Below are 22,514 nucleotides of genomic sequence, written 5' to 3'. Positions count from 1 at the left end.
TCAGCTTCGCTCGGTCATCGCCCGTTCAGGTGCTCAAACGGCGACGCTGCGGCGAAGGTTCCGCGTCCGGCGCGCTCTTCGAACGCCGCCGCGAGGCCAGGATCGCGGGGAGTGTCACGGGGGCGAACCCTTGCGCGTCCACGCCCACGTCGTACTGCTTCGGCATCGGCCGAAGCTGCCCGTGGCTATGCCCGTGCAGGTTGAGTGCACCCCGCCCGATCCCGTTCCACGTGCGGAATGCGTAGTGGCAGAGGACGAGGCGGCGCTCCTCCACCGTGACCTCCGCGTAATGCGCGACCGAGGCCCATCCGGGGGCTGCCAGGGTGCCCGGCCCATCGTTGTTGCCGCGGATCAGGTGCTTGATGCCCGCGAGGCCGCCGAGGATCTCGGCGACCCGCACGTCGGAGGGGCCGAGCGCGAAATCGCCGAGGTGCCAGACCGTGTCGTCGGCCGAGACGACCGCGTTCCAGTTGGTGATCAGGGCCGCGTCGTGGCTCGCGAGGTCCGGAAACGGGCGGCGATCGAGCCGGAGGATGCGGGGGTCGCCAAAATGCGTGTCGCTCGTGAAATATATCGCCATCGCCGGGTCGTCGCCCTCCCGCACCGTCACGCCTGACAATGCGGTCCGCGCGATTCGGATGCGGGCGCCTTCGCGTAAGCCCACGGCGAACGGCGCGGCATAGCCCGACATGGATCACGCGTGCGAAGGCCGTTGAGGACTTGGCGAGAGAGTCGAGGGCGCATCGGCGCGTCCGGCGCGCCGCAATCAAGTATAGATCAAGTTCAGACGGCCGATGCCCACCTCGCTCTCCGCGGGTAAATGCCTGCACGTCTATCGGGCATGTTTAATCCCATAAAATTTTCCTGCCATCACAGAACATTGCGATTGCCAAAGCTTGATCTAGAATAATAATGTATACACCGTTGTGATCAGCGCACTCGGGAAACGAAGTGGGCGGTTGCGGCGCCACGGCGCACGTGCGCCCAGTCCAAGCGATGAATCGAGACTGGTGTCGGCGGGCTGTGCAGTCGGTAGAGGAGACGACGCATGACATCATACGCCACTGCCAGTGAGGGGGCGAAGCCTGCCCCCAACCGCTGGCTTCAGATAGTATTGGGTGTGGCCTGCATGGTGGCGGCCGCCAACATTCAGTACGCCTGGACCCTGTTCGTTCCCGAGATCCAGAAGACCTTCGGCTGGGACCGCGCCGCCATCCAGGTCGCCTTCACCATCTTCGTCATCGTCCAGACCTGGCTCACCCCGATCGAGGGCTACTTCATCGACAAGTACGGCCCCAGCCGGGTCGTCATGTTCGGCGGCCTGATGACCGGCCTGGCCTGGGTCATCAACTCCTACGCCACCTCGCTGACCGGCTTCTACGCCGGGGCGGTCGTCGGCGGCATCGGCGTCGGCTGCGTCTACGCCACCTGCGTCAACAACGCCCTCAAGTGGTTCCCCGACAAGCGCGGCCTCGCGGTCGGCCTCACCGCCGGCGGCTACGGCGCCGGCTCGGCGCTCACCATCCTGCCCATCGCCAAGATGATCGACGCCGGCAGCTACGCCCAGGCCTTCTTCACCTTCGGCCTGATCCAGGGTGCCATCATCATGCTGGCCGCCGCCTTCATGCGCGCCCCGGCCAAGGACGAGGTCAAGTTCTCCACCAAGGTCCTGCAGTCGCGCCGCGACTACACCCTCGGTGAGGCCCTGCGCACCCCGGTCTTCTACGTCATGCTCCTGATGTTCACCTGCACGGTGACCGGCGGCCTGATGGCCGTGGCCCAGCTCGGCGTGATCGCCCAGGATCTCGGCGTGAAGAACTTCCAGGTGAACCTGTACTTCTTCGCGATGGCGGCCCTGCCCTTCGCGCTGATGCTCGACCGCATCATGAACGGCATCTCGCGGCCCCTGTTCGGCTGGGTCTCGGACCGGATCGGGCGCGAGAAGACGATGTTCATCGCCTTCGCCATGGAGGGCATCGGCATCGTGGCGCTGGGCTATTTCGGCTCGAACCCGTGGGCCTTCGTGATCCTGTCGGGCATCGTGTTCCTGGCCTGGGGCGAGGTCTACTCGCTGTTCTCCGCCACCGCGGCCGACACCTTCGGCTCCAAGCACATCGGCAAGATCTACGGCGTGCTCTACTGCGCCAAGGGCTTTGCCGCCCTGTTCGTGCCGGTGGGCAACCTGATCATGCAGGCCACCGGCACCTGGTCGACGGTGCTCTACACGGTCGCCACCATGGACCTGATCGCCGCAGCCCTCGCCGTCGCGGTTCTGCGCCCCATGCTCAAGCGCCACCACGCCGCAAACGGCGTCGTCGCCCAGGCCCCCGCCCTCGCGCACGCCTGACACAAAGCCTGAGCCTAAGCCTGCCCCGCCCAAAACGCGGGGCAGGTCTCGACATCGGACCGCCCGCCCCGCCTCGTCGGAGCGCGGTCGGGATCCGCGAAACCGAGGCCGGCCCCGCCACGCGCGAGGCCGGCCTCTTACGTTTCGTGAACCCTGCCGTGCGATGGTCGGGGCTCGATTCGTCGGCGTCCGGAGCGTGGCATGAACGAGGAAACCGAGAGCGTCGCGACGCGTCTCTGGCGCGACCGGGTTCAGGTGCGCGAGCAGGAGCGCAACGAGGCCCTGGCCCGCGCCCGCCTCGCCGAGGAGAAGCTCGCCCTCATGGTGGGCGAGAACGAGCGCCTGGAGACCGAGATCGCGCGGCTGCGCGCCCTCCTCGCGCCCGATGCCAGTCGCGCCCGGGCCGAGACCGAGGCGCAGATGGAGGCGCTGCGCGGCGCGCTCCTGCCGCTCCTCAGCCGCGCCGCCTGACGGCCGGCACCCGCCCCGCGACGGACCCGGAGCCCATGTCGAGCGCGATTCCCCAGAGCGCGGCCCGGCTGCGCTGCCGCCGCATCGTCGCGGACGACCGGCCGGCGCTCGCCGCGCTCCTCGCCCGCGGCTTTCCCGCGCGCAGCGTGGCGGAATGGGACGACGCCCTCGGGCGCCTCCTCGCCCACGCCGTCGAGACCGGCGCACCGCATGCGGGCCTCGTCCTCGACGCCGGCGGCGAGCTCGTCGGCGTGCTCCTGATGGTGTTCGGGATCGTCCCCGGCCGTCCGACGCGCTGCAACCTGTCGAGTTGGTTCGTCGACGACCGGTTCCGCGGATACGCCTCGCTCCTCGTCGCCTCGGCGACGCGGGACAAGGCCGTCACCTACATCAACATCTCGCCCGCTCCCACGACCCGCACGACGATCGAGGCGCAGGGCTTCCGGCGCTACGTGGCGGGCTTGCAGGTGGCCGTGCCGCTGCTGACGCGGGGCTCCGAGCCCGGCATGCGCCTCGTCGCGGGCGAGCCCCCGGCGGATGTCGAGGCCGACGCCGCGGATCGCGCGGTGATGCGCGCGCACGCGCGGATGGGCTGCCTGACCGTCTGGTGCGTCGCGGGCGGGCGGGCGCACGCCTTCGTCTTCCAGCGCCGCCGCATTGCCGGGCACCGGATCACCGTCGCCTACCTGCTCTACTGCTCGGCGGAGGGCGACCTCGCCCGCTTCGGCCGCGCGCTCGGCTGGTTTCTCCTGCGCCGGGGACTGCTGCTCGCGATGGTGGACGCCCCCGCTCCCGTGGCCGGTCTCGTCGGTCCCTATCTGCCCGGGCGGATGCCGAAACACGCCAAGGGGCCGCAGGCGCCGCATCTCGGCGACCTCGCCTTCACGGAGGCCGCCGTGCTCGGCGAGGCGTTCTGGCTCAAGCGGGATTGAGGCGGTCCGCCCGCCTCACCACCGCGCCCGCGAGGACGGCAGGTAGCGCGGCTCCGGCTCGCGCCAGACCCCGAGCGCGGCATTCTGCTGGACGGGCGTATCGAACTGCTCGCGCAGCAGGGCGAGTGCGAGGCCGAGCAGGAGCCCGACGACGAGGCCGCCCGCGATGATGGCGAGCTTCGAGATGCCGGCCTTCGCGACGGGGGCGGTCGCGAGCTTGATCGTGCGCGCGTTCGTGGTGTCGAGGTAGTAGCGCTGCTGCAAGTCCTTGGCGCGGTTCAGGAACGCCTCGTAAACGCCCCGGTTCGAGGCGGCCTCGCGCTCCAGCTCGCGCAATTGCACCTGCGCCTCGTTCGCCTTCGCGGCGTCCTTTTTGAGGGCGGCGATGCGCTGGTCGAGATTCGCTTCCGCCGAGCGGGCGCGCTCGTACTCGGTGGTCGCCGTGCGGGCAATGCGGCCGAGCTCGTCGTCGAGCTGCTGCCGGGCCGCGCGCACCCGCTGCGCCATGCCGGCATTGGCCGGGTGGCGGGGACCATAGACGAGCGCCGCGTCGGCCTCGGCGCGCTTCGCCTCGGCGAGCGTCGCGCGGAGCGCCGTCACCGCCGGGGACTGGACCGCCTCGGAGGTGGAATCCTGCAGGTCGCCCGAGCGGCGCACCTTCTGGATCTGCTCGACGCGCGCGGCCGTCTCGGCGGTCCGGGTCCGCGAGCGGGCGAGCTGGTTCGTCAGGTCGGTGAGCTGCTGCTCGCCGACGAGGCGCCCCGAGGCGCCGACGAGATCGTGGCTGCGCCGGTAGCGCTCGACCGCGGCCTCGCTCGTCTGGAGCCGCTCGCGCAGCTCGCCGAGGCGCGCTTCCAGCGCGCCGCTCGCCCGCTCGACCTCGTCGGTGCGCACGCGGGCGAGTTCCTTCAGGAAGGCGTCCCCGACGGCGTTGGCGATGCGGGCCGATTTCTCGGCCGATTCCGTCGAGAGGCCGATCTCGATCACGAATGTCTTGTCGGGCCGCCGGACCGCCACCGCCCGGTCGAGCGCCCGCAGCGCCCGCGCCTCGGGCGTCTCCGGCTCCGTCGCCTTGTCCGTCTGGGGCGGCCCGAGCAGCGAGGTCTTGAAGGCGGCGAGCAGACCGGGGCGCGGCGCCCCGAACTCCGGGTCGGTCGCGAGGTGCTCGGACTGGACGACGCTCGTCAGCACGCTGGTGGAACGGACGACCTGAAGCTGGCTCTCGCTGATGAGGGTCGCCTCCTCGCCGTTGCCGGCGGTCGGGTTGATGTCGTTCTGGAAGACCTGGAGGTTGCGCGGGTCGAGCAGGATCTTGGCCGTGGCGTCGTAGCGGGCCGGCATGGTCAGCGCCGCGCCGAGAGCCACGAAGGTCAGGGCCGCGACGGACCCCGCGATCCAGCGCCAGCGGCGCCGGAACGTCGTGAGGATGCCCCGGAAGTCGATCACGGCCGCGGGTGTGGATACGGGCTGAAAGGCGAAGTGCGGGTCGTTCACCGCGAATCTCTCCAGTCGAACCATCGCGCCCTCGCTGCGCAGGGCTGTTGCCACGCCGCGATCTGTCCCGGCTCGGGACGGACCGGGCAAGCCCGCGCTGCTGACAGAGAGATTTGCAAGGGAGGGACCATCGAACAGAGGTGCGGCGGCAAATGTCCGTGTCTAAGCGCGGACAGGGTTAAGGCTCATCCGGTTTCCCGCCGATGAATTGCCGCACGCTGTCCACAGGAACACGGTCGAACATTGTTCATCATGTTTCCCGACCGCGCGATGGATCCGCCGATGCGCTCAGGCGACCGAACCAATGCTGATGCGCGTCTCGGCCTCGCTCCCGCCGAGTGTACCGCACAGGACGAGCTCGTGGGCCGCGGCGAGGTGTCCGAAGCGGGGGGCGTAGACCGCCCCGCCATCGCGATCCGCTCGCCCGGCGGGCACGAGACGCGTCTCAAAGCCGGACGGTGCCACGAAACGGCACAGGAGGCCCGAGGCGTCGCCGATCGCGACGCCCTCGTCCGTTGCGCGGACCGCGAGGCCGGGATGGATCAGGAAGCGGATCTCGACGGCGTGGGCGCGCTCGCCCCCCGAAAGGGCGTCGGCCAGCACGAACCCGTCCGGCGTGCGGCCGACGCGGCGGCGATGCGTGACGCCGAAGCGGCGGCGATAGCCCTCGTGCGCCCCGGTGACGGCCTCGTCCGTCTCCGCGACGAGGCGGGCATCGGCCCGGCTCGCCCAGTGGAATCCGGCGGAGGCGAGGCTGTGCGAGGCGCCGGCGACGCTCAGGGTGTTGTGGGCGAGGCTCTCGCGCATCGCGACCCGGCGGCGGGCGCCGGCATGGTAGAGGTAGGTGCCGGCATCGATCAGCACCGGCCGTCCCTCGACCGACAGCCAGACCGCGAGCGCGTCGGCGTGGCCGTGCGCCGCGAGGCCGAGATAGCCGATCGGCCCATGGTCGAAGACGAGATGCACGGCCCGGCCCGAGACGCGCCCGTGCCAGATCGTGTAGCCGCCATCCCGGAAGGTCCGGCGACCCGCCTCGACCGGGCGCGGCTCGGCGGGGGCAGCGAAGATCGCGTCGCGCAGGTGCGGGTCCCGGGCCGGCGGGGCGAGGTCCGGCCGGTTCACGAGGCCGGCGATCGCGGCGGTGACCGAGGCCACGTAGCGCGGCTCGGGCCCGAGCCCGTCGCTCAGGATCCGGCCCTCGTCGTCGTCACCGATGGCGGGGCAGCGGCCGGTCCCGTCGAGCATCGCCCGCAGGAAGCCGGCCCCGCGGGCGAGGCGCCCGCTGACGGCGGGGCCGAGCGGCCGCCCGGCCTCGCGCGCCAGGACAACGCCGAGGCCCAGCATCTCCATGGTCCAGGCTTGGTAGGACAGTGACTGCTCGGCACCGACGCCGTCGGCCAGGATCTGGCGCTCGGCCTCTCCTTCCAGGATCGCGCGGCCCTCCCCTTCCCATCCTTCCGCCTCCGGACCCGCCATGACGAGGCCCGCGACGAGGAGGCCGAGCCCTTCCGCGATGCGGTGGTTGTTGGCCGAGGAATGCAGGGACGGGAAGGCCGCGATGGCGCGGGCATGGGCCGCGACGAGGCGGCGGAAGGCCGCCCGCTCGCCGGGCGGCAGGCCCTCGGGGCCCGCCGCCGCGGCGACGAGGAGGAGGCCGACGAGGCGCAGGGCCATCTCGATGCCGGAGAACCAGTGCACGCCGCCATAGGGCGGGTTCGTTGCCATGAAGCTCGCCAGGATCGCGCGCGCGTCCCGTGCGGCGCACGCATTCCCCGCCGCCCAGGCGGCGGCGAGCGGGTGCAGCATCTGCAGGCGGCCGGGCTCCCAGACGAACTTCACGTCCCCGAAGCGGCCGGTGCCGTCCGGCGCCTCGGCGGTCGAGCGCACGTCGACCTTGAGGGCGGCCGTCCCGGCGCCCGGCCAGGAGCCGCCGGTGATCGGATCGTGCAGCCAGAACGATGCGCCCGCGTCCGGATCCGCGAAATCCGGGACCGGCCAGTCCCGGCCGAAATAGTGGAACCGCGCGGCCCCGATCTCGGCGAGGCTGCGGCGCACGCCGGGCAGCTCGGCGCCGGCGGCGAGCGCCCGCCGAAGGTCGAGGAAATCCGGCAGCGGGGACGGATCGCCGGGCGGCAGCGCGTCCCAGCCGATCGGGCGCCGGGTCCAGGCGCGCTTGCGCGCCGCCTCCCCGAGCCGGTGGACGATCTCGGCCGGCCCCATTGAGCGGAGGCGGCCGAGATACCAGGCGAGCCGCGCGGCGCGCGCGCCCCCTTGTCGCGTGGATACGACCGTCGGTTGCTGTTGTGCGAAGGCGCGCGTACCGAACTCACCCACACCGGTATCCGAATGCTGCATGCCGAGTCCCGATTTGAGCCTTCCAAGTGCGCAGATCCCGTGAACGGGATCGTAAGAGTGTCAAAACACAACAATCGGACAGGTCGAACCGCTGGTTTCTATCTTGCTGACGTCACAACCGCAAAGATGAACGATCCATTTTCGTCCTGAGTCGGGAATGAGCAAGTCGATGAAGATTCTGTCGGTGTTCGGCACCCGGCCCGAGGCGATCAAGATGGCCCCCGTCGTCGCGATGCTGCAGCAGACGCCGGGCATCGCGTCGCGCGTGTGCTCGACGGGCCAGCACCGCAGCATGCTCGACAGCGTCCTCTCGACCTTCGACATCCGGCCCGACGACGACCTCGACGTGATGCGGGCCGACCAGAGCCTCACCGACGTGTTCGCCCGCGTGATGACCGGGCTCGACCGCATCCTCGCCGACTGGAAGCCGGACTACGTCCTCGTTCAGGGCGACACCGCGACGAGCACGGCCGCCGGCATGGCGGCCTTCTTCCGGCGCGTCGCGGTCGGCCATGTGGAGGCGGGCCTGCGCACCGGCAACGTCCTGAGCCCCTGGCCGGAAGAGGCGAACCGCCGCGTCACCGCCGTCGTCGCCGACCGCCACTACGCGCCGACGAGCCGGGCCCGCGCCGCGCTCCTGCAGGAGGGCTACCCCGCCGACCGCATCCTCGTCACCGGCAACACCGGCATCGACGCCCTGCTGCGCATGTCCGAGATCGTGCAGCGCCCCGGCGAGATCCGGGCGCGCCTCGACGAGCGGTTCGGCTGGATCGACCCGAATGCGCGTCTCGTCCTCGTGACGGGACATCGCCGCGAGAGCTTCGGCGAGGGCTTCCTCAACATCTGCAAGGCGCTCGGGGAACTCGCGCGCAAGCCCGGCATCCAGGTCGTCTACCCCGTCCATCTCAACCCGAACGTGCGCGGGCCGGTCTTCGAGCATCTCGGCGACAATCCCGGGATCCGGCTGATCGAGCCCCTCGACTACCCCGACTTCGTCTACCTGATGACCCGCGCCGCGCTGATCCTGACGGATTCCGGCGGGGTGCAGGAGGAGGCGCCGGTGCTGCGCAAGCCGGTCCTGGTAATGCGCGACACGAGCGAGCGCGCGGAGGCGATCGACGCCGGCGTCGCCCGCCTCGTCGGCACCGATCCCCGCACCATCGTGGCGAACGTCACGCGCCTCTTCGACGACGCCTCCGCCTACGCGACCATGGCCTCGGGCGCGAGCCCCTTCGGCGACGGGCATGCCAGCGCCCGCATCGTCGCCGATCTCGTCAACCAGTCGGAAACCGCCCCCGCGATCCGGCCGAACCTTCGGGTCTCCCGGGAGTTCGCCGCCGCGAGCCCGCGCATCCAGCGCATCGCCTGACATCCCGCCCGCAACGCATCTCCAGACCATCCGGAGCCGATCTTCCATGTCCCGTACCCGCCAGACCATCTCGGTGATCGGCCTCGGCTATGTCGGCCTGCCCACGGCCGCCACCTTCGCCTCCCGCGGCCTCTCCGTGATCGGCGTCGACATCCGCGAGCATGCCGTCGAGCGCATCCGCACGGGCCAGGCCCATTTCATCGAGCCCGATCTCGACATCGTGCTGCGGGCGGTCGTCACCGCCGGCAACCTCCGGGCGACGACGACGCCGGAGGCCGCCGACGCCTTCCTGATCGCGGTGCCTACTCCGATCCTCGACGACAAGACCGCCGATCTCCGGGCCGTGCGCTCGGCGCTGGCCTCGATCGCGCCGGTGCTGAAGCGGGGCGACCTCATCATCATCGAGTCGACCTGCCCGGTCGGAACCACGCAGGGTGCGGCCGAGCAGCTGCGCGGCCTGCGCCCGGACCTGACCTTCCCGGACACGGACCCGGAGAGTTCCGACATCCTCCTCGCCTACAGCCCGGAGCGGATCCTGCCCGGCCACACCCTGCGCGAGCTGATCGAGAATCCGCGCACCTACGGCGGCCTCGACCACCGCAGCGCCCTCGCCGCCCGCGAGCTCTATGGCGCCTTCGCGACGGGTCCGCAGCGGCTCACCACGGCGCCGACCGCCGAGTTGTCGAAGCTCGTCGAGAATGCCTACCGCGACGTCAATGTCGCCTTCGCCAACGAGCTGTCGCTGGTCTGCGACGCCCTCGGCCTCGATGTCTGGTCGGTGATCCGGCTCGCCAACCTCCACCCGCGCGTGAACATCCTGGCCCCGGGCGCCGGCGTCGGCGGGCATTGCATCCCGGTCGATCCCTGGTTCATCCACGAGGCGCTGCCGCAGCAGACGCCGCTGATCCGCGCCTCGCGCGAGGTCAACGACGGCAAGCCGCGCTTCCTCGCCGACAAGATCGCCGGCATCGCCTCGCGCTTCCGCGAGCCGAAGATCGCGCTGCTCGGCCTCACCTACAAGCCGAACGTCGACGACCTGCGCGAGAGCCCGGCGTTGCACATCGCCTGCGACCTCGCCGACCGGCGCCTCGGCCAGCTGATGATCGTCGAACCGCACGTGCCCGAATTGCCGGAGGGTCTGTCCGACCGGACCAACGTCGAGCTGATGACGTTGAACGATGCGGTCGCCGCCGCCGACGTGGTCGCCGTGCTCGTCGCGCACGACCGCTTCCGCAATCTCAACCGCGGGGCGGTCAGCGCGAAGATCGTGGTCGACGCCGTCGGCCTCCTCGCCCAGCCGCTCGAAGCGGCCTGAGACCCCGATCGAAGGCTTGAGCCGATGCGCGTCGAACTTCTCGGACTCCCCGTCGACATCCTCAGCTATGAGGCCACCCTCGGGCGGGCGCTCGCCGCCATGCGCGGCGAGGCCCCGCGCTGCCAGCACGTGGCGCTGAACGTCGCCAAGCTCGTCAACGCCCGGCGCGACCCCGAGCTCGACCGCGACATCCGCGACAGCGACCTCATCGGGATCGACGGAGCCGGCATCGTGCTGGCGCTGCGCCTCCTCGGCCAGCGGGATGTCGCGCGGGTCGCGGGCATCGACCTGTTCGAGAGCCTGATCGCGGCCTGCGCCGAGGAGGGCCTGCGCCCTTATCTCCTCGGGGCACGGCCCGACGTCGTCGCCGACACGGCGCGCGCCCTCACGCAGCGGCATCCGGGCCTCCAGCTTGCCGGCTACCACCACGGCTATTTCCGGCCGGAGCAGGAGGCCGAGATCTGCCGCCAGATCGAGATGAGCGGCGCCCATTGCCTGTTCATCGCGCTGCCGACCCCCCACAAGGAGCGCTTCATGCGCCGGCACCGCGACGCGCTGAACGTGCCCTTCCTGATGGGCGTCGGCGGCTCCTTCGACGTCGTGTCGGGCCGCGTGCAGCGGGCGCCGCGGCGCGTCCAGGCGCTCGGCGCGGAATGGTTCTACCGCCTCGCTCAGGAGCCCCGCCGGCTCGCCGGCCGCTACCTCAAGACCAACGCCGTCTTCGCCGGGCTCCTCCTCGGCGAGGCCGCCCGTCGCCTCGTGGCGCCGCAGACGGCGGGCCCCGTCGGGCGGGGGCGCGGGCGATGAGCCGCTCGGCCTACGCCCTCTACTTCCTGGCGAATCTCGCGCCGCGGGCGCTGATGTTCCTGCTGCTGCTCGTGCTCACCAGGCTGATGCCGATGGGCGAGTACGGCCTCTTCGTTCTCGTCGTCACGACCGGCGAGATCTTCGACATGGCGCTCTGCAACTGGGTGCGGATCTTCGCCCTGCGCAGCGAGGGCGCGAGCGCGACGATGCGGCCGCACCGCCTCGGGCGGCTGCTCCTGCTGACGGTCGTCACCACTACCCTCGCCTTCCTGCTCGCGGCCGCGAGCGGCCTGCTGCGCCAGGACCAGTCGCTCGCCTTCGCGGTTGCGGTCGCGGCGATGATCCTGGCCTTCGCGCCCTTGCGCCTCTCGTTGATGCTGCTGCAGGTGCAGCGCAAGCACTCGGCCTACGCCGCCGTCGAGGCGCTGCGCGCGGGCGGAACCTTCGCGGCCACGAGCGGGGCAATGCTGCTCCTCGAGCCGACCTTCCTCAACGCCGCCCTCGCCCTCTCGGCGGCGACCGCGCTGGCTGGCCTCGTCGGGATCTGGCAGGCGCTCGGCAAGGTCTCGCGGCCGCGCCGGGCGCGGGCCGGGTACGGCGCTGCCCTGGCCTTCGGCCTGCCGATCATGGTGGCGCAGATCCTCGTCTACGCGCTCGGCTACTTCGACCGCTACATCGTGGATTTCCTGCTCGGGCCGCACGCGGTCGCCGTCCTCGCCGCCGCCTACTCGCTGGGGCGCCAGCCGATCGAGCTGTTCATCGGCCCCCTGAACAACTACGCCTTCCCGCACCTCGTGAAGATCTACGAGCACGAGGGGCCGGAGGCCGCCGGGACCGCGCAGGCGGGATTGCTGGCGACGCTGATCACGGTCGGCAGCGCGATCGCGATGGGGCTGATCCTGCTCACCGAGCCGCTGCTGACGATCGCGCTGCCGGCGGATTATCACGCCGAGGCCGCGCTGCTCCTGCCCTGGATCGCGTTCGGCTCGCTGGCGCTGTTCGTCAAGTACTTCATCTTCGACAACGCCTTCCACCTCGCCAAGCGGACCTGGCTGCAGCCCGTTGCGATGCTGCCGCCCGCGATCTTCGGCCTCTGCGCCTGCTTCCTGCTCGTGCCGCGCCTCGGCATCGTTGGGGCCGGCATCTCCTTCGCGGTCGGCTCGGGGATCGCGGCCCTGACGACGGCCGTCGTCACAGCGCGCATCCTGCCCGTGCGCCTGCCCTGGGGGATGCTCGGCAAGATCGCCCTCGCGAACGCCTGCGCGAGCCTCGCCCTCGTCACGGTGCGGGGCTACGTCGAGCCCGCCGGGCCGCTGATCGAGCTCCTCGCCAGCACGCTCGCCTTCGTCGCGGTCTACGCGGCCGCGCTCAGCCTGATCGGCGTGTCGATCCGCCGGACCATCGAGACGCCGTGGGCCGCTGTCGCGCCGCAGCCGCGGCCGATGGTGCTGGAACCGGCGCTGCAGAAGCCCTGAGCCGCCGACGCGCCCGACGAGGGTTGGGGGACGGCTCAGGCCGTCCCTAGCCGGCGATCACGCGCTCGAACAGGTCGAGGTAGCGCTCCACGATCTGCGGCACGGCGTAGCTCGCGGCGCGCGCCACGCGAAAGGCCGGATCGCCCGGGTCGGCGAGCGCCGCGCCGAGGCCGGCAGCCAGCGCCGCGGAATCGCCGACCGGCACCAGCGTGCCGTAGCGCCCGCGGTCGAGGATCTCGCCGGGGCCGCCGCAATCGGTCGCGACGACGGGGAGCCCGGAGGCCAGCGCCTCGACCACGACGTTGCCGAACGATTCGCTGATCGAGGACAGGGCGAAGACCCGCGCCGCGCCGTAGGCGGGCCAGGGCTCGGCGAAGCCGGGCAGGCTAACCTGACCCGCCACGCCCGCCTCGTCCGCGGCGCGCTGCAGGGCGGGCCGCTCGGGCCCGTCGCCGAGGATGGTGAGGCGCACGTCGCCGGGCAGGAGCGTCAGGGCGCGGATGAGGCTGTCATAGCCCTTCTCGGGCACGAGACGGCCGACGGCGACGATCGTGGGCGGGCGCGTGGCGAGGTCGGCCGCGTCGGCCGCCGCGTGGGCGTGCTCCACCGGGATCGGATTCGGGATGCTCTCGATCCGCGCGGCGCTCGCGCGCCAATCCTCGACGAGGCGCCGCGCCAGCCCCTCCGAGACGCAGACGGTGCGGTCCGCGAAGCGGGTGAGCAGGAAGGCGAGCCGGAAGGCCGCGTTGCCGAGCCGCCCGCGCACGATGCCCGCGTGCCCGTGATAGGAGAGCACGATCCGGGTGCGTCCGCGGGCGAGCATCTTCGCGGCGGCGAGCTTCACGCTCGCCGGCGCGTCGATCGCCATCGCGATGTCCGGCCCGTTGGCGCGCAGCCAGCGGGCGAGCCGGCGCGTGTTGTCCGCGTGGCCGCCGCCGAGCACCACCATCGTAACGCCGGCTGCGACGAAGCCGCGGTTCTCCGGCCGCTCCGCATCGACGATCAGCGTCGTGGCGACGCCCGCCCTGTGGAGCCCGGTCGCCAGCACGGCGGCGACGCGCTCCGCGCCGCCCGCCTGGAGGCAGGGGACGTAGATCGCGACGGAGCGGACCTGCGCCACCTCAGGCGACTCGCGTCTCGGGCAGGCCGGCGCCGAGGTCGGGCCGGAAGGTGCGCAGGAAGAGTTCGAGGTTGGCCAGCGACCACAGCACCTTCTGGTGATCGCGGCGGCCGTCGAGATGCTCGGCGACGAGGCGGTCGATCTCCGGTGCGCGCAGGATTCGCCGGGTCTCGGACGCACCGGACAGGAGGAGATCGGAGAGGCGCTCGCGCATCGGGCCGCGGAACCACAGGCCGGTCGGCACGGTGAAGCCCACCTTCTTCCGGTTCAGGATCGAGGCCGGCAGCATCCGGGCGGTGGCGGCCCGCAGGACCGCCTTGCCCTTCGGGTGGCCGACGAGAAAGCGGTCCGGGAAGCGCGCGACGAGGCGGGCGAGTTCGACATCCATGAACGGCATGCGTCCCTCGATGCCGGCGGCCATCATCATGCGGTCGCCGCGCTCCAAAAGGTTGTCGGGCAGATAGGAGGTCTGATCGTAGAACTGCGTGCGCCGCACGCCCGAGCCCGTCGCGATCGAGAACGGGAAGGCGTCGATCTGGGCGGCGACGGCCCGGCCCGTCAGCGCCGCGCGCTCGGCCGAGGAGACGCCGCCGAACCAGCGCCGCATCCGCGCCGTCCGGTCGCGCTCGCCGAGCGCGTTGGCGAGCACCTTCACCCTCCGGGCGCCGTAGGGCATCGCGCCCACCGCCGGATGGACTACGCGGTCGTGCACGACGCCCGGAACCAGGGATTGGTAGAGGGCGAGCCAGCGCTCCGCCCGGTGCTTCGGGTAGCCGGCGAGCAGCTCGTCCGAGCCCTCGCCGGTCAGCACCATCTTCACGCTGGCGCTCGCCGCACGAGCGAGGAGCAGGATCGGGATGTCCGAGGTCTCGGTGACCGGCGCGCCGCGATGCGCCAGCGCGTCGGGCCAGGCCGCCAGGAAATCCTCGGGCGTGATCACGCATTCGGCGTGATCCGTGTCGAAGAGTTCCGCGACCGTGCGGGCGTGGTCGAGCTCGGAATAGGCGGCCTCCGCGAATCCGACCGAGAAGGTCTTCAGGCGGCCGCGGGCGTGGCGGGCCATCGCGGCAACGACGGCCGAGGAATCGAGGCCGCCCGACAGGAAGGCGCCGAAGGGCGCGTCGCTGCGCATGCGGATGCGCACCGCCTCGTCGAAGCCGGCCTCGAACAGGCGCACCGCCTCGCCGAAATCGGTGACGTCCGGCGCGGTCTCAGCGAAGGGCGGGGTGAAGTAGCGGCGGAGCTCGAGCTGCCCCTCGCGCCAGATTCCGAGGCAGCCCGGCGGCACTTTGCGGATGCCGGCGAAGAAGGTCGAGGGGCCCGGCACGTAGCGGTCGACGAGGTAGGCGTCGAGCGCGTCCCAGTCGAGCCGCCGGTCCGTGCCGGGGAGGCTCAGAAGCGCCGGGATCTCCGAGCCGAAGGCGATCCCCCGGGCGTCTCCGCGAGGAAGAGCGGCTTCTTGCCGAAGGCGTCGCGGGCGATCAGCACGCTCTGGCGCGCCCGGTCGAACAGGGCGAAGGCGAACATGCCGCGAAAGCGGGGCACGCAATCCTCACCCCAGGCGCGGTAGGCCTCGATCAGCACCTCAGTGTCGGATTCGGTCCGGAACGTGTGTCCGCGGGCACGCAGCTCGTCCCGCAGCTCCACGTAATTGTAGATCTCGCCGTTGAAGGTGACCGTGACGGTGCCGTCGCCCGACACCATCGGCTGATGGCCGCCGCCGAGATCGATGATCGAAAGGCGGCGGTGGCCGAAGGCGATCTCGTGGCGCCCGCTGGCCGTCAGTATCCGCCAGAGCCCGGAGCCGTCCGGGCCGCGGTGCCGGATGTCGTCGGCGAGGGCGGCGAGCGCCGCCTCGCCGGGCGCCCGCGACGCTTCGACCATCCAGCCCACGATGCCGCACATGCCGTTCCGTCCCGCTTCTGGTCAGCGCGCGTGGCTACGCGCGATCGCCTAACATAAGTTGCGTCGACGGTGCAGTTCGCGTGCCGGCATCGGCGGCCAGATCCGTGTAGATCTGGCACAGGCCCGCCTCGAAGGCAGCGATGGTGAAGCCATCGAGGAAATGGCGGCGTGAGGCCAACTGCATCGCGGCCAACCCGTCCACGTCGGCGATCAGATCGGCGATGGCGTCGGCGAAAGCGGCCGGCTCGCGGGGCAGGAGTTGCCCGTTCACGCCGTCGAGGACGATCTCGGGCGTGTTGCTCACATCGGTTGCAAGCAGCGCCGTCCCCGCGCAGGCGCCCTCGATCAGGCTGAGGGGCAGCGCCTCCGTCATTGACGGCAGCACTACGATGTCGGCCTCGACCATCAGCGCCTGCACGGCCTCCGAGCCGAGCCAGCCGGTGAAGCGGATCCGATCGCCGAGGCCCCTGTCGCGCGCGAGCGCCGCGTAGGTCTCGACGTCGCCGTCCCCCGCGACGGTGCAGCGCCAGCCGGTGATCCCTCTGCGCGCGAGGTGGGCGAGGGATTCGATCAGGATGTCGGCACCCTTGCGCTGGCCGACCCGGCCTGCGAGCAGGATCTCGACCGGCGCCCCGGGAGCCCGCCGCTTCGGCAGCACGACCTGCCCGGCGAAATCCGGGCTGCCGTTGAGAAGGACGCGGATCCGCTCCGGCCTCACGCCGTGGCGGGCGACGCGGTCGGCGGTGGCGCGCCCGAGCACGATCAGCCGGTCGACGCGCTGGCAGATCGCCAGGAACAGGCGCCCTTCGAGCGTCCGGTCTCGGATGCTCTCCTCCGGCACGCTGTCGTGAAGATGGGCTGCCACGCGCGCGCCCGCGAGCTTGGCGAGCCGCAGGATCGCGTATTTGCGCCAGCCGCTGCCGCGGTTGGCGAAGTTGATATGCACGATGTCCGGCCGGAAGCGGACGAGGAGCCAGGCGATCGCCGCCACATGCAGGGGAAAGGCGAGCGGCCAAAGGGCGCCCTCAATCCGCCCGCGCGAGGCCACGAAGCGCAGGTCGATGCCGTTCCAGCACGGCGCCCCGCCGACCCGCAGGTAGCTGTAGAGACGGTCGATGCCGCCGCGCCCTGCCGGGCCGGTCGGCGTCACGCAGAGGACGCGCAGGCGCCGGCTCATGCGCGCGCCTCCCCGGACGGCGCAAGGGTCGCGACCTGTCGGATCGATTCGATGGGCAGCACGACGTTCATCTCCGTCCTAAGATTATGCGGCGTTCGGGCAAAGAAATGTTTTCGTTCACCGGAATGAGTATGCTCGCGGATCGTGCGCCTTCAATCTAAAGATATGGAAGCATAATAATCGCTTTTCGCGGAGGAGGGTTCTGAACTGTGGATAAGCGGGAAGTCTTAACCTCTCCCTGTTTCTGTCGTGTTACCGGGCAGGAACACGATGCGGAGTGAGGGTGAGGGCGAAGCGGTGAGCGCCATCAGTTCGGCTGGCCTTGTACCGTACCGGACGCGGGCGACGCCGCTTCTGTCGGCCCTGTTCCTGGCATTCGCGGCCCTCGTCCTGGCCCGCGTGGTGCTCAATCCACTGCTCCTCGACCTCGTGATGAACTACACCGAGGAAGGCGGCTCGATCGTCGAGAAGATCCACCCGACCTTCTGGGGGTTCCTGGCGGTCGGAGCGATCGTCCTCGTCACGCAGCGGATCTACCTCACGGCCTGGGAGGTGCGGGTGGTGCGGGCGCTGCTCGCCTTCTGCGCCGCCTGCATCGGGCTCCTCGTCTTCGCGGCGGCGACGGGCCGGAGCGCGTCGGTCGGCTACGTCCTCGACACCTACGTGACCCTGGCGACCCTGGCGCTGATGTTCGCCTTCCCGGCCCCCTGGCGGCGCGCCCTCGGGCAGGCCCTGGTCAGCTACCTTCTCGCCTCGGCGGCACTCGGCATCGTCGAGTTCCTGCTCCGCTTCCGCACGATGCCCTTCGTCGAGAGCGAGGCGGTGTTCCGGCCGACCGGCCTCTCCGCACACCCGCTGGAACTCGGCATGTGGTGCGCGGCCGGCATCGGCTTCGCCGCCGCTGCCCCCTGGCCCGGCCGGCGGCGCGTCGCGGCCTGCGCCCTGCTGCTCGTCGGCTGCGTCGCGTCGGGCGCGCGCACCGCGACGCTGCTCGCGAGCGTCAGCGCGGTCATCCTGCTCGTCGCGGGCGTCGGCGCCGGGACACCGGCGCAGCGCCGCGGAGAACGGCGGATCCTCGTCGTGCTCGGCGTCCTGCTTCTCGGGCCACTCCTCCTCGGCGGGCTCGTCGCGGCCGGCGCCCTCGACCGCTTCTCGGAAGGGATGGCGGACGGCAATGCCAGGGCCCGCGTCGACGTCTACGGCGTGCTCTCGTATCTGTCCTGGAACGAGTTGCTCCTCGGCGGCGACATCGGCGCGGTGCGCAAGCTCGCCTGGGAGAAGTTCAAGCTGCCCTACATCGAGAGCTCGGTCGTCGTCCTCGTCGTCCAGTTCGGGTTGATCGGCGCGGCCGTCTTCGCGCTGATGCTCGGCCGCCTCGTGATGACGATCCTGCGCGGCGGCGGGCTGGGCGGCGTCGTACTCGGAACGGTGATCTTCTTCGCGGCGGCGCTCAGCAACAACGGGCTGTCGAGCAAGACGGCCTCGGTGTTCCTGCTCCTGTCCCTCGCGATCGCGTTCCATTCCGGCCCGGAGCCGGGCCCGGTCCGCCGCACGGCGAGGTCCCGGCCATGAGGGCGCTGCTGCTCGTCCTCCTCCTCCTCGCGGGCGTGATTCCGGCGGCGCAATCCGCGTCCCCCGAGCAGGCGTTCCGGCGTGGGGTCGGCGTCCATACGATGCTGAACTGGGGCCGGCTCGATCCCGCGGACCGTGCCCGCTACGCCGCCGACCCCTTCTCGGGCCCGACCTACGAGCTGCCGGAGGCGGTGATCCGCAACGTCGCGGCCGCGGGTTTCGACTTCGTCCGCCTCACGCTCGATCCCGGGCCCTTCCTGCAACTGGAGGGACCGGCCCGGGACGCGCTCGACGCGCGCCTCTCGGACACCGTGCGGCGCTTCCTCGCGGCCGGTCTCGCCGTCGTCGTCGATCTCCACCCCAACACCCAGGTGCCGCGCTACGACCCCGTCAACTGGCTGCGCTCGACGGAGGACCCGGTCTTCCTGCGCTACGTCGAGCTCGTGCGGCGCACGGCGCGCCTCCTCGGCGGGCTCGGGAGCGCGTCGGTCGCCTTCGAGCTGATGAACGAGCCGCCCTACGGTTACGACCAGACCTCGATCCGGCGCTGGCAGACGATGTGCGAGCGCCTGCACGCCACCGTCCGCGCGGTCGCGCCCGACCTCCTCGTCGTCCTGACGGGCGCCCATGGCGGCGACCGCTTCGGGCTGATGGCGCTCGATACCACGCCGTTCCGCGGCAGCCGCGTGCTCTACTCGTTCCACTATTACGAGCCCTACCCCTTCACCCATCAGGGCGTTGTCTCGGATTCGAAGGGGTCCGAGATGTGGCGCTACCTGTCCGAGATGCCCTACCCCGCCGCGAGCGTGCCGGCCCCGCTCGTCCTCGACGTGGTGCGCGCCAACGTCGAGGGCGACGCGAGCCTCGGCCCGGGCCGGCGCCGCGCGGCGCTGCGGGAGGCGCAGGCGCAGGCGCGAGCCTACATCGCCGAAGGGTTCGGCCGCGCCAGCATCGTGCAGGCCTTCGATCAGGTCGCGGATTGGGCTCGGCGCAACGCCGTCCCGGCGGACAGGATCTTCCTCGGCGAGTTCGGCGCGACCCGGACCTACGGGCGCTATCGCGCCTCCGACCCGCTCTCCTACGAGACGTGGCTGCGCGACATCCGCGAGCTTGCCGAACAGCGCTCGTTCGGCTGGGCGCTGTGGGCGCTCGGCGGCTATGGCGGGATGTCGCTCGTCGCCGAGGACGGCGGCAGCATCCTCGACCGCACGACCTTGCGGGCGCTCGGGCTCAAGGCCGATCCCGAGACCAGGGCAGGAGCGCCGCAATGATCGCGACCCGCATACCGGACCGGCGCGCCATTCCGCTCGCGGGCCGCGAGACGAGCCTGCGCATCCCGGGGCTCGACGGCTTCCGCGCCGTCAGCATCCTCCTCGTCATGGCCTCGCATTCCGGGCTTCAGGGCGTGATCCCGGGCGTCTTCGGGGTGACGATCTTCTTCTTCGTCAGCGGCTTCCTGATCACGAGTTTGCTCCTCGAGGAGCGGGCGCGCACCGGCGGCATCGCGATCTGGCCGTTCTACATGCGGCGCTTCCTGAGGCTCTATCCACCCCTCGTCGTGTTCATCGCCATCTCGGGGGGCGTCTGGCTCGCCGCGGGCAACGCGCTGCATCCCCTCGGGGTGCTCGGCGCGCTCGCCTACCTCGCGAACTACCTGTCGATCTTCCACAGGGAGTTGATGGCGGGCCTCGGCGGGCAGCTCTGGTCGCTCGCCGTCGAGGAGCATTTCTACCTCGTCTACCCGCTGCTGCTGCCGCTCCTCCTCGCCCGCCGCGCCCTCGCGGTGCCGGCCCTGCTCGCGCTCTGCGCGCTCTCGCTCGTCGTACGCATCGTCGTCTGCCTGGCCTATCCCGAGATCGCCACCGCCTATACCGGCATGGCAACCGAGTGCCGGATCGACGCCATCCTGTTCGGTGCCGTCACCGCGCTCGCCTGGCGCTCGCCCCAGGGCGCGCGCCTCGTCGCGGCCGCGACGCGGCCCGCTATCGTCGTGGCCGCCCTCTGCGCGATCCTGGCGAGCCTCCTGATCCGCGACGAGCTGTTCCGGAACACGCTGCGCTACACGATCCAGGAGATCGCCCTCGTGCCACTGGTGCTCGCGGGCAGCGTCTCGCCCGGCTGGAACGGCCTCAAGGCACTGCTCGAAAGTCCCGTCGCCCTTTGCATCGGACGGCTCTCCTACGCGCTCTACCTCTGGCACCTCGCGGGGCTGACGGCCGGGGAAGCGCTCGTCCCGGGGCACGGTTGGCATTTCGCGGCCGCGATGAGCGTCGGCTGGCTTCTCTCCTTCGGCTTCGCCGAACTGTCGTATCGCTTCGTCGAGCGGCCGTTCTTCGCCCTGCGGCGGCGGTTCGGCTCGCACGTGACCGCGCAGGAGGATCGTGGCGCGGATCCGGCTTCCGAACCGGTCCTGAACCGAGGCGCGGTGTGAGGACACGTCTCGGCCGCGGCCACGGAGGGGCTGAACTTGGACAAGGGCTCGATGAAGAAGCGGCGACAGACCGGGGCCATCGACGCCCGAGGGGATGGATGATGTCGCGAGAGGAGTTGTTCGGGGAGGATGGCGGGAACGGCACGGCCGGACGGGCGGCTGAGCCGGGCGAGAGCGTCGGCGCCGCGCCTGCGAACGGAAGCCCTCCGCGCGGTCGGCTCGTCGTGCGCCTCGATCCGAACCGGATTTGGCGCTGGCACCTGTGGCTGCTCGCGGAGATCGACGCGACCGGCCGCTACCACGTCGCCGTCGATCTCTCCCCGGCGGGCCCTCCCCTGCCCGCGGGCCTGCGCCTGCTCCTCGACCTCGAACGCCTCGTGTTCCGCCTGCGCGGCGAGCAGGCGGCGGAGCCGCTCGCAGCCGCGGCGATCCGCCATGCCGTCCCGCTCGCGCGCGCATCCGATCCCTCCGATCTCGTGCTGGATCTGTCCGGATCGGCCTCGCAGGTGGGCGGCGCGGTCCTGCGCCCGCTCTTCGACGGCGCGGCCTCGGAGAATGTCCTGCTGGAACGCGTGATGGAACCCGCCCTCCTCACCCTGACGATCGACGGGTCCGCCCGAGCGGAGGTGGCGCGGCCTGAGATCGCGGGCCGGCCGGTGCTCACGGAGCGGCTGAACAACGCCTTCTGCACGCTCCTCGGCCTCTGCCTGAGGGCTCTGCGCGACGGGCCCGCGCCGGAAGCGGGCGGCACCGCTCCGAGCCTTCGTGCCCTCGGCAACAGCGAGCTCACCGCCTTCGCGGCGCGGGCGGCGCAGGCGAAGGTCACGCGCTGGCTGACCAAGATCACGCGGGACGCACCGCGCTGGCGCGTCGGATCGCGCCGCGCCCGGAGCGAGGATCTGCTCGCGCGCACCCTAAAATTTCCGGCGGACGGCTACCATCTCCTGCCCGACGACGGGCGCCGCTTCTACGCCGATCCCTTCCTCCTCCACGCCGAGGGCACGACCTACGTCTTCGTCGAGGAATTTCCCTTCGACACGCAGAAGGGCATCATCTCGGTGGGGACGCTCGACGAAGCGGGCCGCATCTCGCGATTGCGACCCGTGCTGGAGGAGGCGCACCACCTCTCCTACCCGCACATCGTCGAGCATGACGGCACCGCCTGGATGATCCCGGAGAGCTGCAACAGCGGCCAGATCTGCCTCTACCGGGCGGTGCGGCTGCCCGACATCTGGGAGAAGGTGGCGGTTCTCGTGGACGGGCTCGACGCCTCCGACGCGACCCTGCATCGGCAGGACGGGACGTGGTGGATGTTCGCCGCAATCCGGGAGCGGCAGGGCTCGCGGAACGACACGCTCCGCCTGTTCACCGCGCCTGAACTCCGCGGTCCCTGGACGCCCGCGCCACGCGAACCGGCGCTCGTCGATGCCACCTCGGCGCGCCCGGCGGGCAACCTGTTCCGGATGGACGGCAAGCTCTGGCGCCCGGCGCAGGATTGCTCCCGGAGCTACGGGGGCGCGCTGTCGCTCTGCACGGTCGACCGACTCTCGGCCGAGGCGTACGGCCAGACGCGGGTCACGACGATCGAGCCGCGGACGCCGCTCCCCGGGCTCGGCCTGCACACGCTGAACTTCGGTCAGGGCTGCGAAGTGATCGACGTGGTGATGTGACGATCACCGCGCTCGTGCGGGCGTCCGATCGCGAGGCCAGGACCGCGCACTTCGTGCGGCCATCCTCGCGCGGA

Annotated in this window: 18 protein-coding genes; 11 read left to right on the top strand and 7 right to left on the bottom strand. The window is 71.2% G+C overall.

From position 1 onward, the window contains the following. Positions 1 to 25: 25 nt before the first annotated feature. Positions 26 to 580 carry a metallophosphoesterase family protein gene (locus DK389_RS17975; RefSeq protein WP_109896528.1) on the bottom strand — a complete coding sequence of 185 codons (555 nt, stop codon included), beginning with the start codon at positions 578 to 580 and terminating at the stop codon, positions 26 to 28. A 468-nt stretch (positions 581 to 1,048) separates the two neighbouring features. Here DK389_RS17975 and oxlT point away from each other — a divergent pair, with 468 nt between their 5' ends. The 3 genes from oxlT (at position 1,049) to DK389_RS17960 (ending at position 3,750) form a co-directional block, all read left to right on the top strand. Continuing rightward, a complete protein-coding gene (gene oxlT / locus DK389_RS17970; RefSeq protein WP_109891566.1) occupies positions 1,049 to 2,347 on the top strand; it encodes an oxalate/formate MFS antiporter in 1,299 nt (432 codons plus the stop codon). A gap of 201 nt (positions 2,348 to 2,548) precedes the next feature. Continuing rightward, the gene (locus DK389_RS17965; protein WP_109891565.1) at positions 2,549 to 2,818 is read left to right on the top strand and encodes a hypothetical protein; all 270 of its coding nucleotides are present in this window, start codon (positions 2,549 to 2,551) and stop codon (positions 2,816 to 2,818) included. Positions 2,819 to 2,853: 35 nt separating this feature from the next. Further along, positions 2,854 to 3,750 (top strand): GNAT family N-acetyltransferase, encoded by an 897-nt coding sequence (locus DK389_RS17960; RefSeq protein ID WP_109891564.1) that lies wholly within the window; start codon positions 2,854 to 2,856, stop codon positions 3,748 to 3,750. 15 nt (positions 3,751 to 3,765) lie between these two features. On the opposite strand, the gene DK389_RS17955 is transcribed toward DK389_RS17960, so the two are convergent. Together DK389_RS17955 and DK389_RS17950 are read right to left on the bottom strand one after the other, a co-directional pair. Continuing rightward, positions 3,766 to 5,298 (bottom strand): GumC family protein, encoded by a 1,533-nt coding sequence (locus DK389_RS17955; RefSeq protein WP_162560715.1) that lies wholly within the window; start codon positions 5,296 to 5,298, stop codon positions 3,766 to 3,768. Positions 5,299 to 5,532: 234 nt separating this feature from the next. Next, the gene (locus DK389_RS17950; protein WP_109891562.1) at positions 5,533 to 7,599 is read right to left on the bottom strand and encodes a heparinase II/III family protein; all 2,067 of its coding nucleotides are present in this window, start codon (positions 7,597 to 7,599) and stop codon (positions 5,533 to 5,535) included. 169 nt (positions 7,600 to 7,768) lie between these two features. On the opposite strand from DK389_RS17950, the gene wecB reads away from it, so the two are divergent. The 4 genes from wecB to DK389_RS17930 are packed head-to-tail and all read left to right on the top strand — an operon-like array spanning position 7,769 to position 12,565. Continuing rightward, positions 7,769 to 8,968: a non-hydrolyzing UDP-N-acetylglucosamine 2-epimerase gene (wecB, locus tag DK389_RS17945; protein WP_109896526.1), complete on the top strand. Its 1,200-nt coding sequence runs from the start codon at positions 7,769 to 7,771 to the stop codon at positions 8,966 to 8,968. Positions 8,969 to 9,014: 46 nt separating this feature from the next. Next, complete coding sequence (gene wecC, locus DK389_RS17940) at positions 9,015 to 10,283, top strand: UDP-N-acetyl-D-mannosamine dehydrogenase (protein WP_109891561.1); 1,269 nt, start codon at positions 9,015 to 9,017, stop codon at positions 10,281 to 10,283. Positions 10,284 to 10,307: 24 nt separating this feature from the next. Further along, entirely contained in the window at positions 10,308 to 11,090 is a 783-nt protein-coding gene (locus DK389_RS17935; RefSeq protein WP_109891560.1) for a WecB/TagA/CpsF family glycosyltransferase, read from the top strand. Further along, positions 11,087 to 12,565 (top strand): lipopolysaccharide biosynthesis protein, encoded by a 1,479-nt coding sequence (locus tag DK389_RS17930; RefSeq protein ID WP_109891559.1) that lies wholly within the window; start codon positions 11,087 to 11,089, stop codon positions 12,563 to 12,565. The genes DK389_RS17935 and DK389_RS17930 overlap by 4 nt, the downstream gene beginning before the upstream one ends. A 46-nt stretch (positions 12,566 to 12,611) precedes the next feature. Here the strand turns inward: DK389_RS17930 and DK389_RS17925 are convergent, their stop codons facing one another. From DK389_RS17925 to DK389_RS17915, 4 genes are all read right to left on the bottom strand, one after another. Beyond that, positions 12,612 to 13,685, bottom strand: coding sequence for a glycosyltransferase (locus DK389_RS17925; RefSeq protein ID WP_162560714.1), 1,074 nt, complete (start codon positions 13,683 to 13,685; stop codon positions 12,612 to 12,614). A 1-nt stretch (position 13,686) separates the two neighbouring features. Further along, positions 13,687 to 15,012 (bottom strand): asparagine synthetase B family protein, encoded by a 1,326-nt coding sequence (locus tag DK389_RS17920; RefSeq protein WP_236960156.1) that lies wholly within the window; start codon positions 15,010 to 15,012, stop codon positions 13,687 to 13,689. Positions 15,013 to 15,077: 65 nt separating this feature from the next. Continuing rightward, on the bottom strand, positions 15,078 to 15,590 hold the full coding sequence (locus DK389_RS34375; RefSeq protein WP_236960154.1) for a class II glutamine amidotransferase domain-containing protein: 513 nt from the start codon (positions 15,588 to 15,590) through the stop codon (positions 15,078 to 15,080). Positions 15,591 to 15,624: 34 nt separating this feature from the next. Continuing rightward, positions 15,625 to 16,767, bottom strand: coding sequence for a glycosyltransferase family 4 protein (locus DK389_RS17915; protein ID WP_109891557.1), 1,143 nt, complete (start codon positions 16,765 to 16,767; stop codon positions 15,625 to 15,627). 297 nt (positions 16,768 to 17,064) lie between these two features. Here DK389_RS17915 and DK389_RS17910 point away from each other — a divergent pair, with 297 nt between their 5' ends. From DK389_RS17910 to DK389_RS17895, 4 genes are all read left to right on the top strand, one after another. Continuing rightward, on the top strand, positions 17,065 to 18,339 hold the full coding sequence (locus tag DK389_RS17910; protein ID WP_162560713.1) for a VpsF family polysaccharide biosynthesis protein: 1,275 nt from the start codon (positions 17,065 to 17,067) through the stop codon (positions 18,337 to 18,339). Beyond that, positions 18,336 to 19,610: a glycoside hydrolase family 5 protein gene (locus DK389_RS17905; protein WP_109891555.1), complete on the top strand. Its 1,275-nt coding sequence runs from the start codon at positions 18,336 to 18,338 to the stop codon at positions 19,608 to 19,610. Before DK389_RS17910 ends, DK389_RS17905 begins: the two co-directional genes overlap by 4 nt. Further along, entirely contained in the window at positions 19,607 to 20,770 is a 1,164-nt protein-coding gene (locus DK389_RS17900) for an acyltransferase family protein (protein WP_109891554.1), read from the top strand. Before DK389_RS17905 ends, DK389_RS17900 begins: the two co-directional genes overlap by 4 nt. A gap of 98 nt (positions 20,771 to 20,868) precedes the next feature. Continuing rightward, complete coding sequence (locus DK389_RS17895) at positions 20,869 to 22,440, top strand: glucosamine inositolphosphorylceramide transferase family protein (protein ID WP_109891553.1); 1,572 nt, start codon at positions 20,869 to 20,871, stop codon at positions 22,438 to 22,440. Positions 22,441 to 22,514: the final 74 nt, after the last annotated feature.

Origin of the sequence: Methylobacterium durans, assembly GCF_003173715.1 — a bacterium.
In the GTDB taxonomy this organism is placed as follows: domain Bacteria; phylum Pseudomonadota; class Alphaproteobacteria; order Rhizobiales; family Beijerinckiaceae; genus Methylobacterium; species Methylobacterium durans.
The sequence above is the reverse complement of the archived record's forward strand: the minus strand, read 5'-3'. Positions and strand labels throughout refer to the sequence as shown.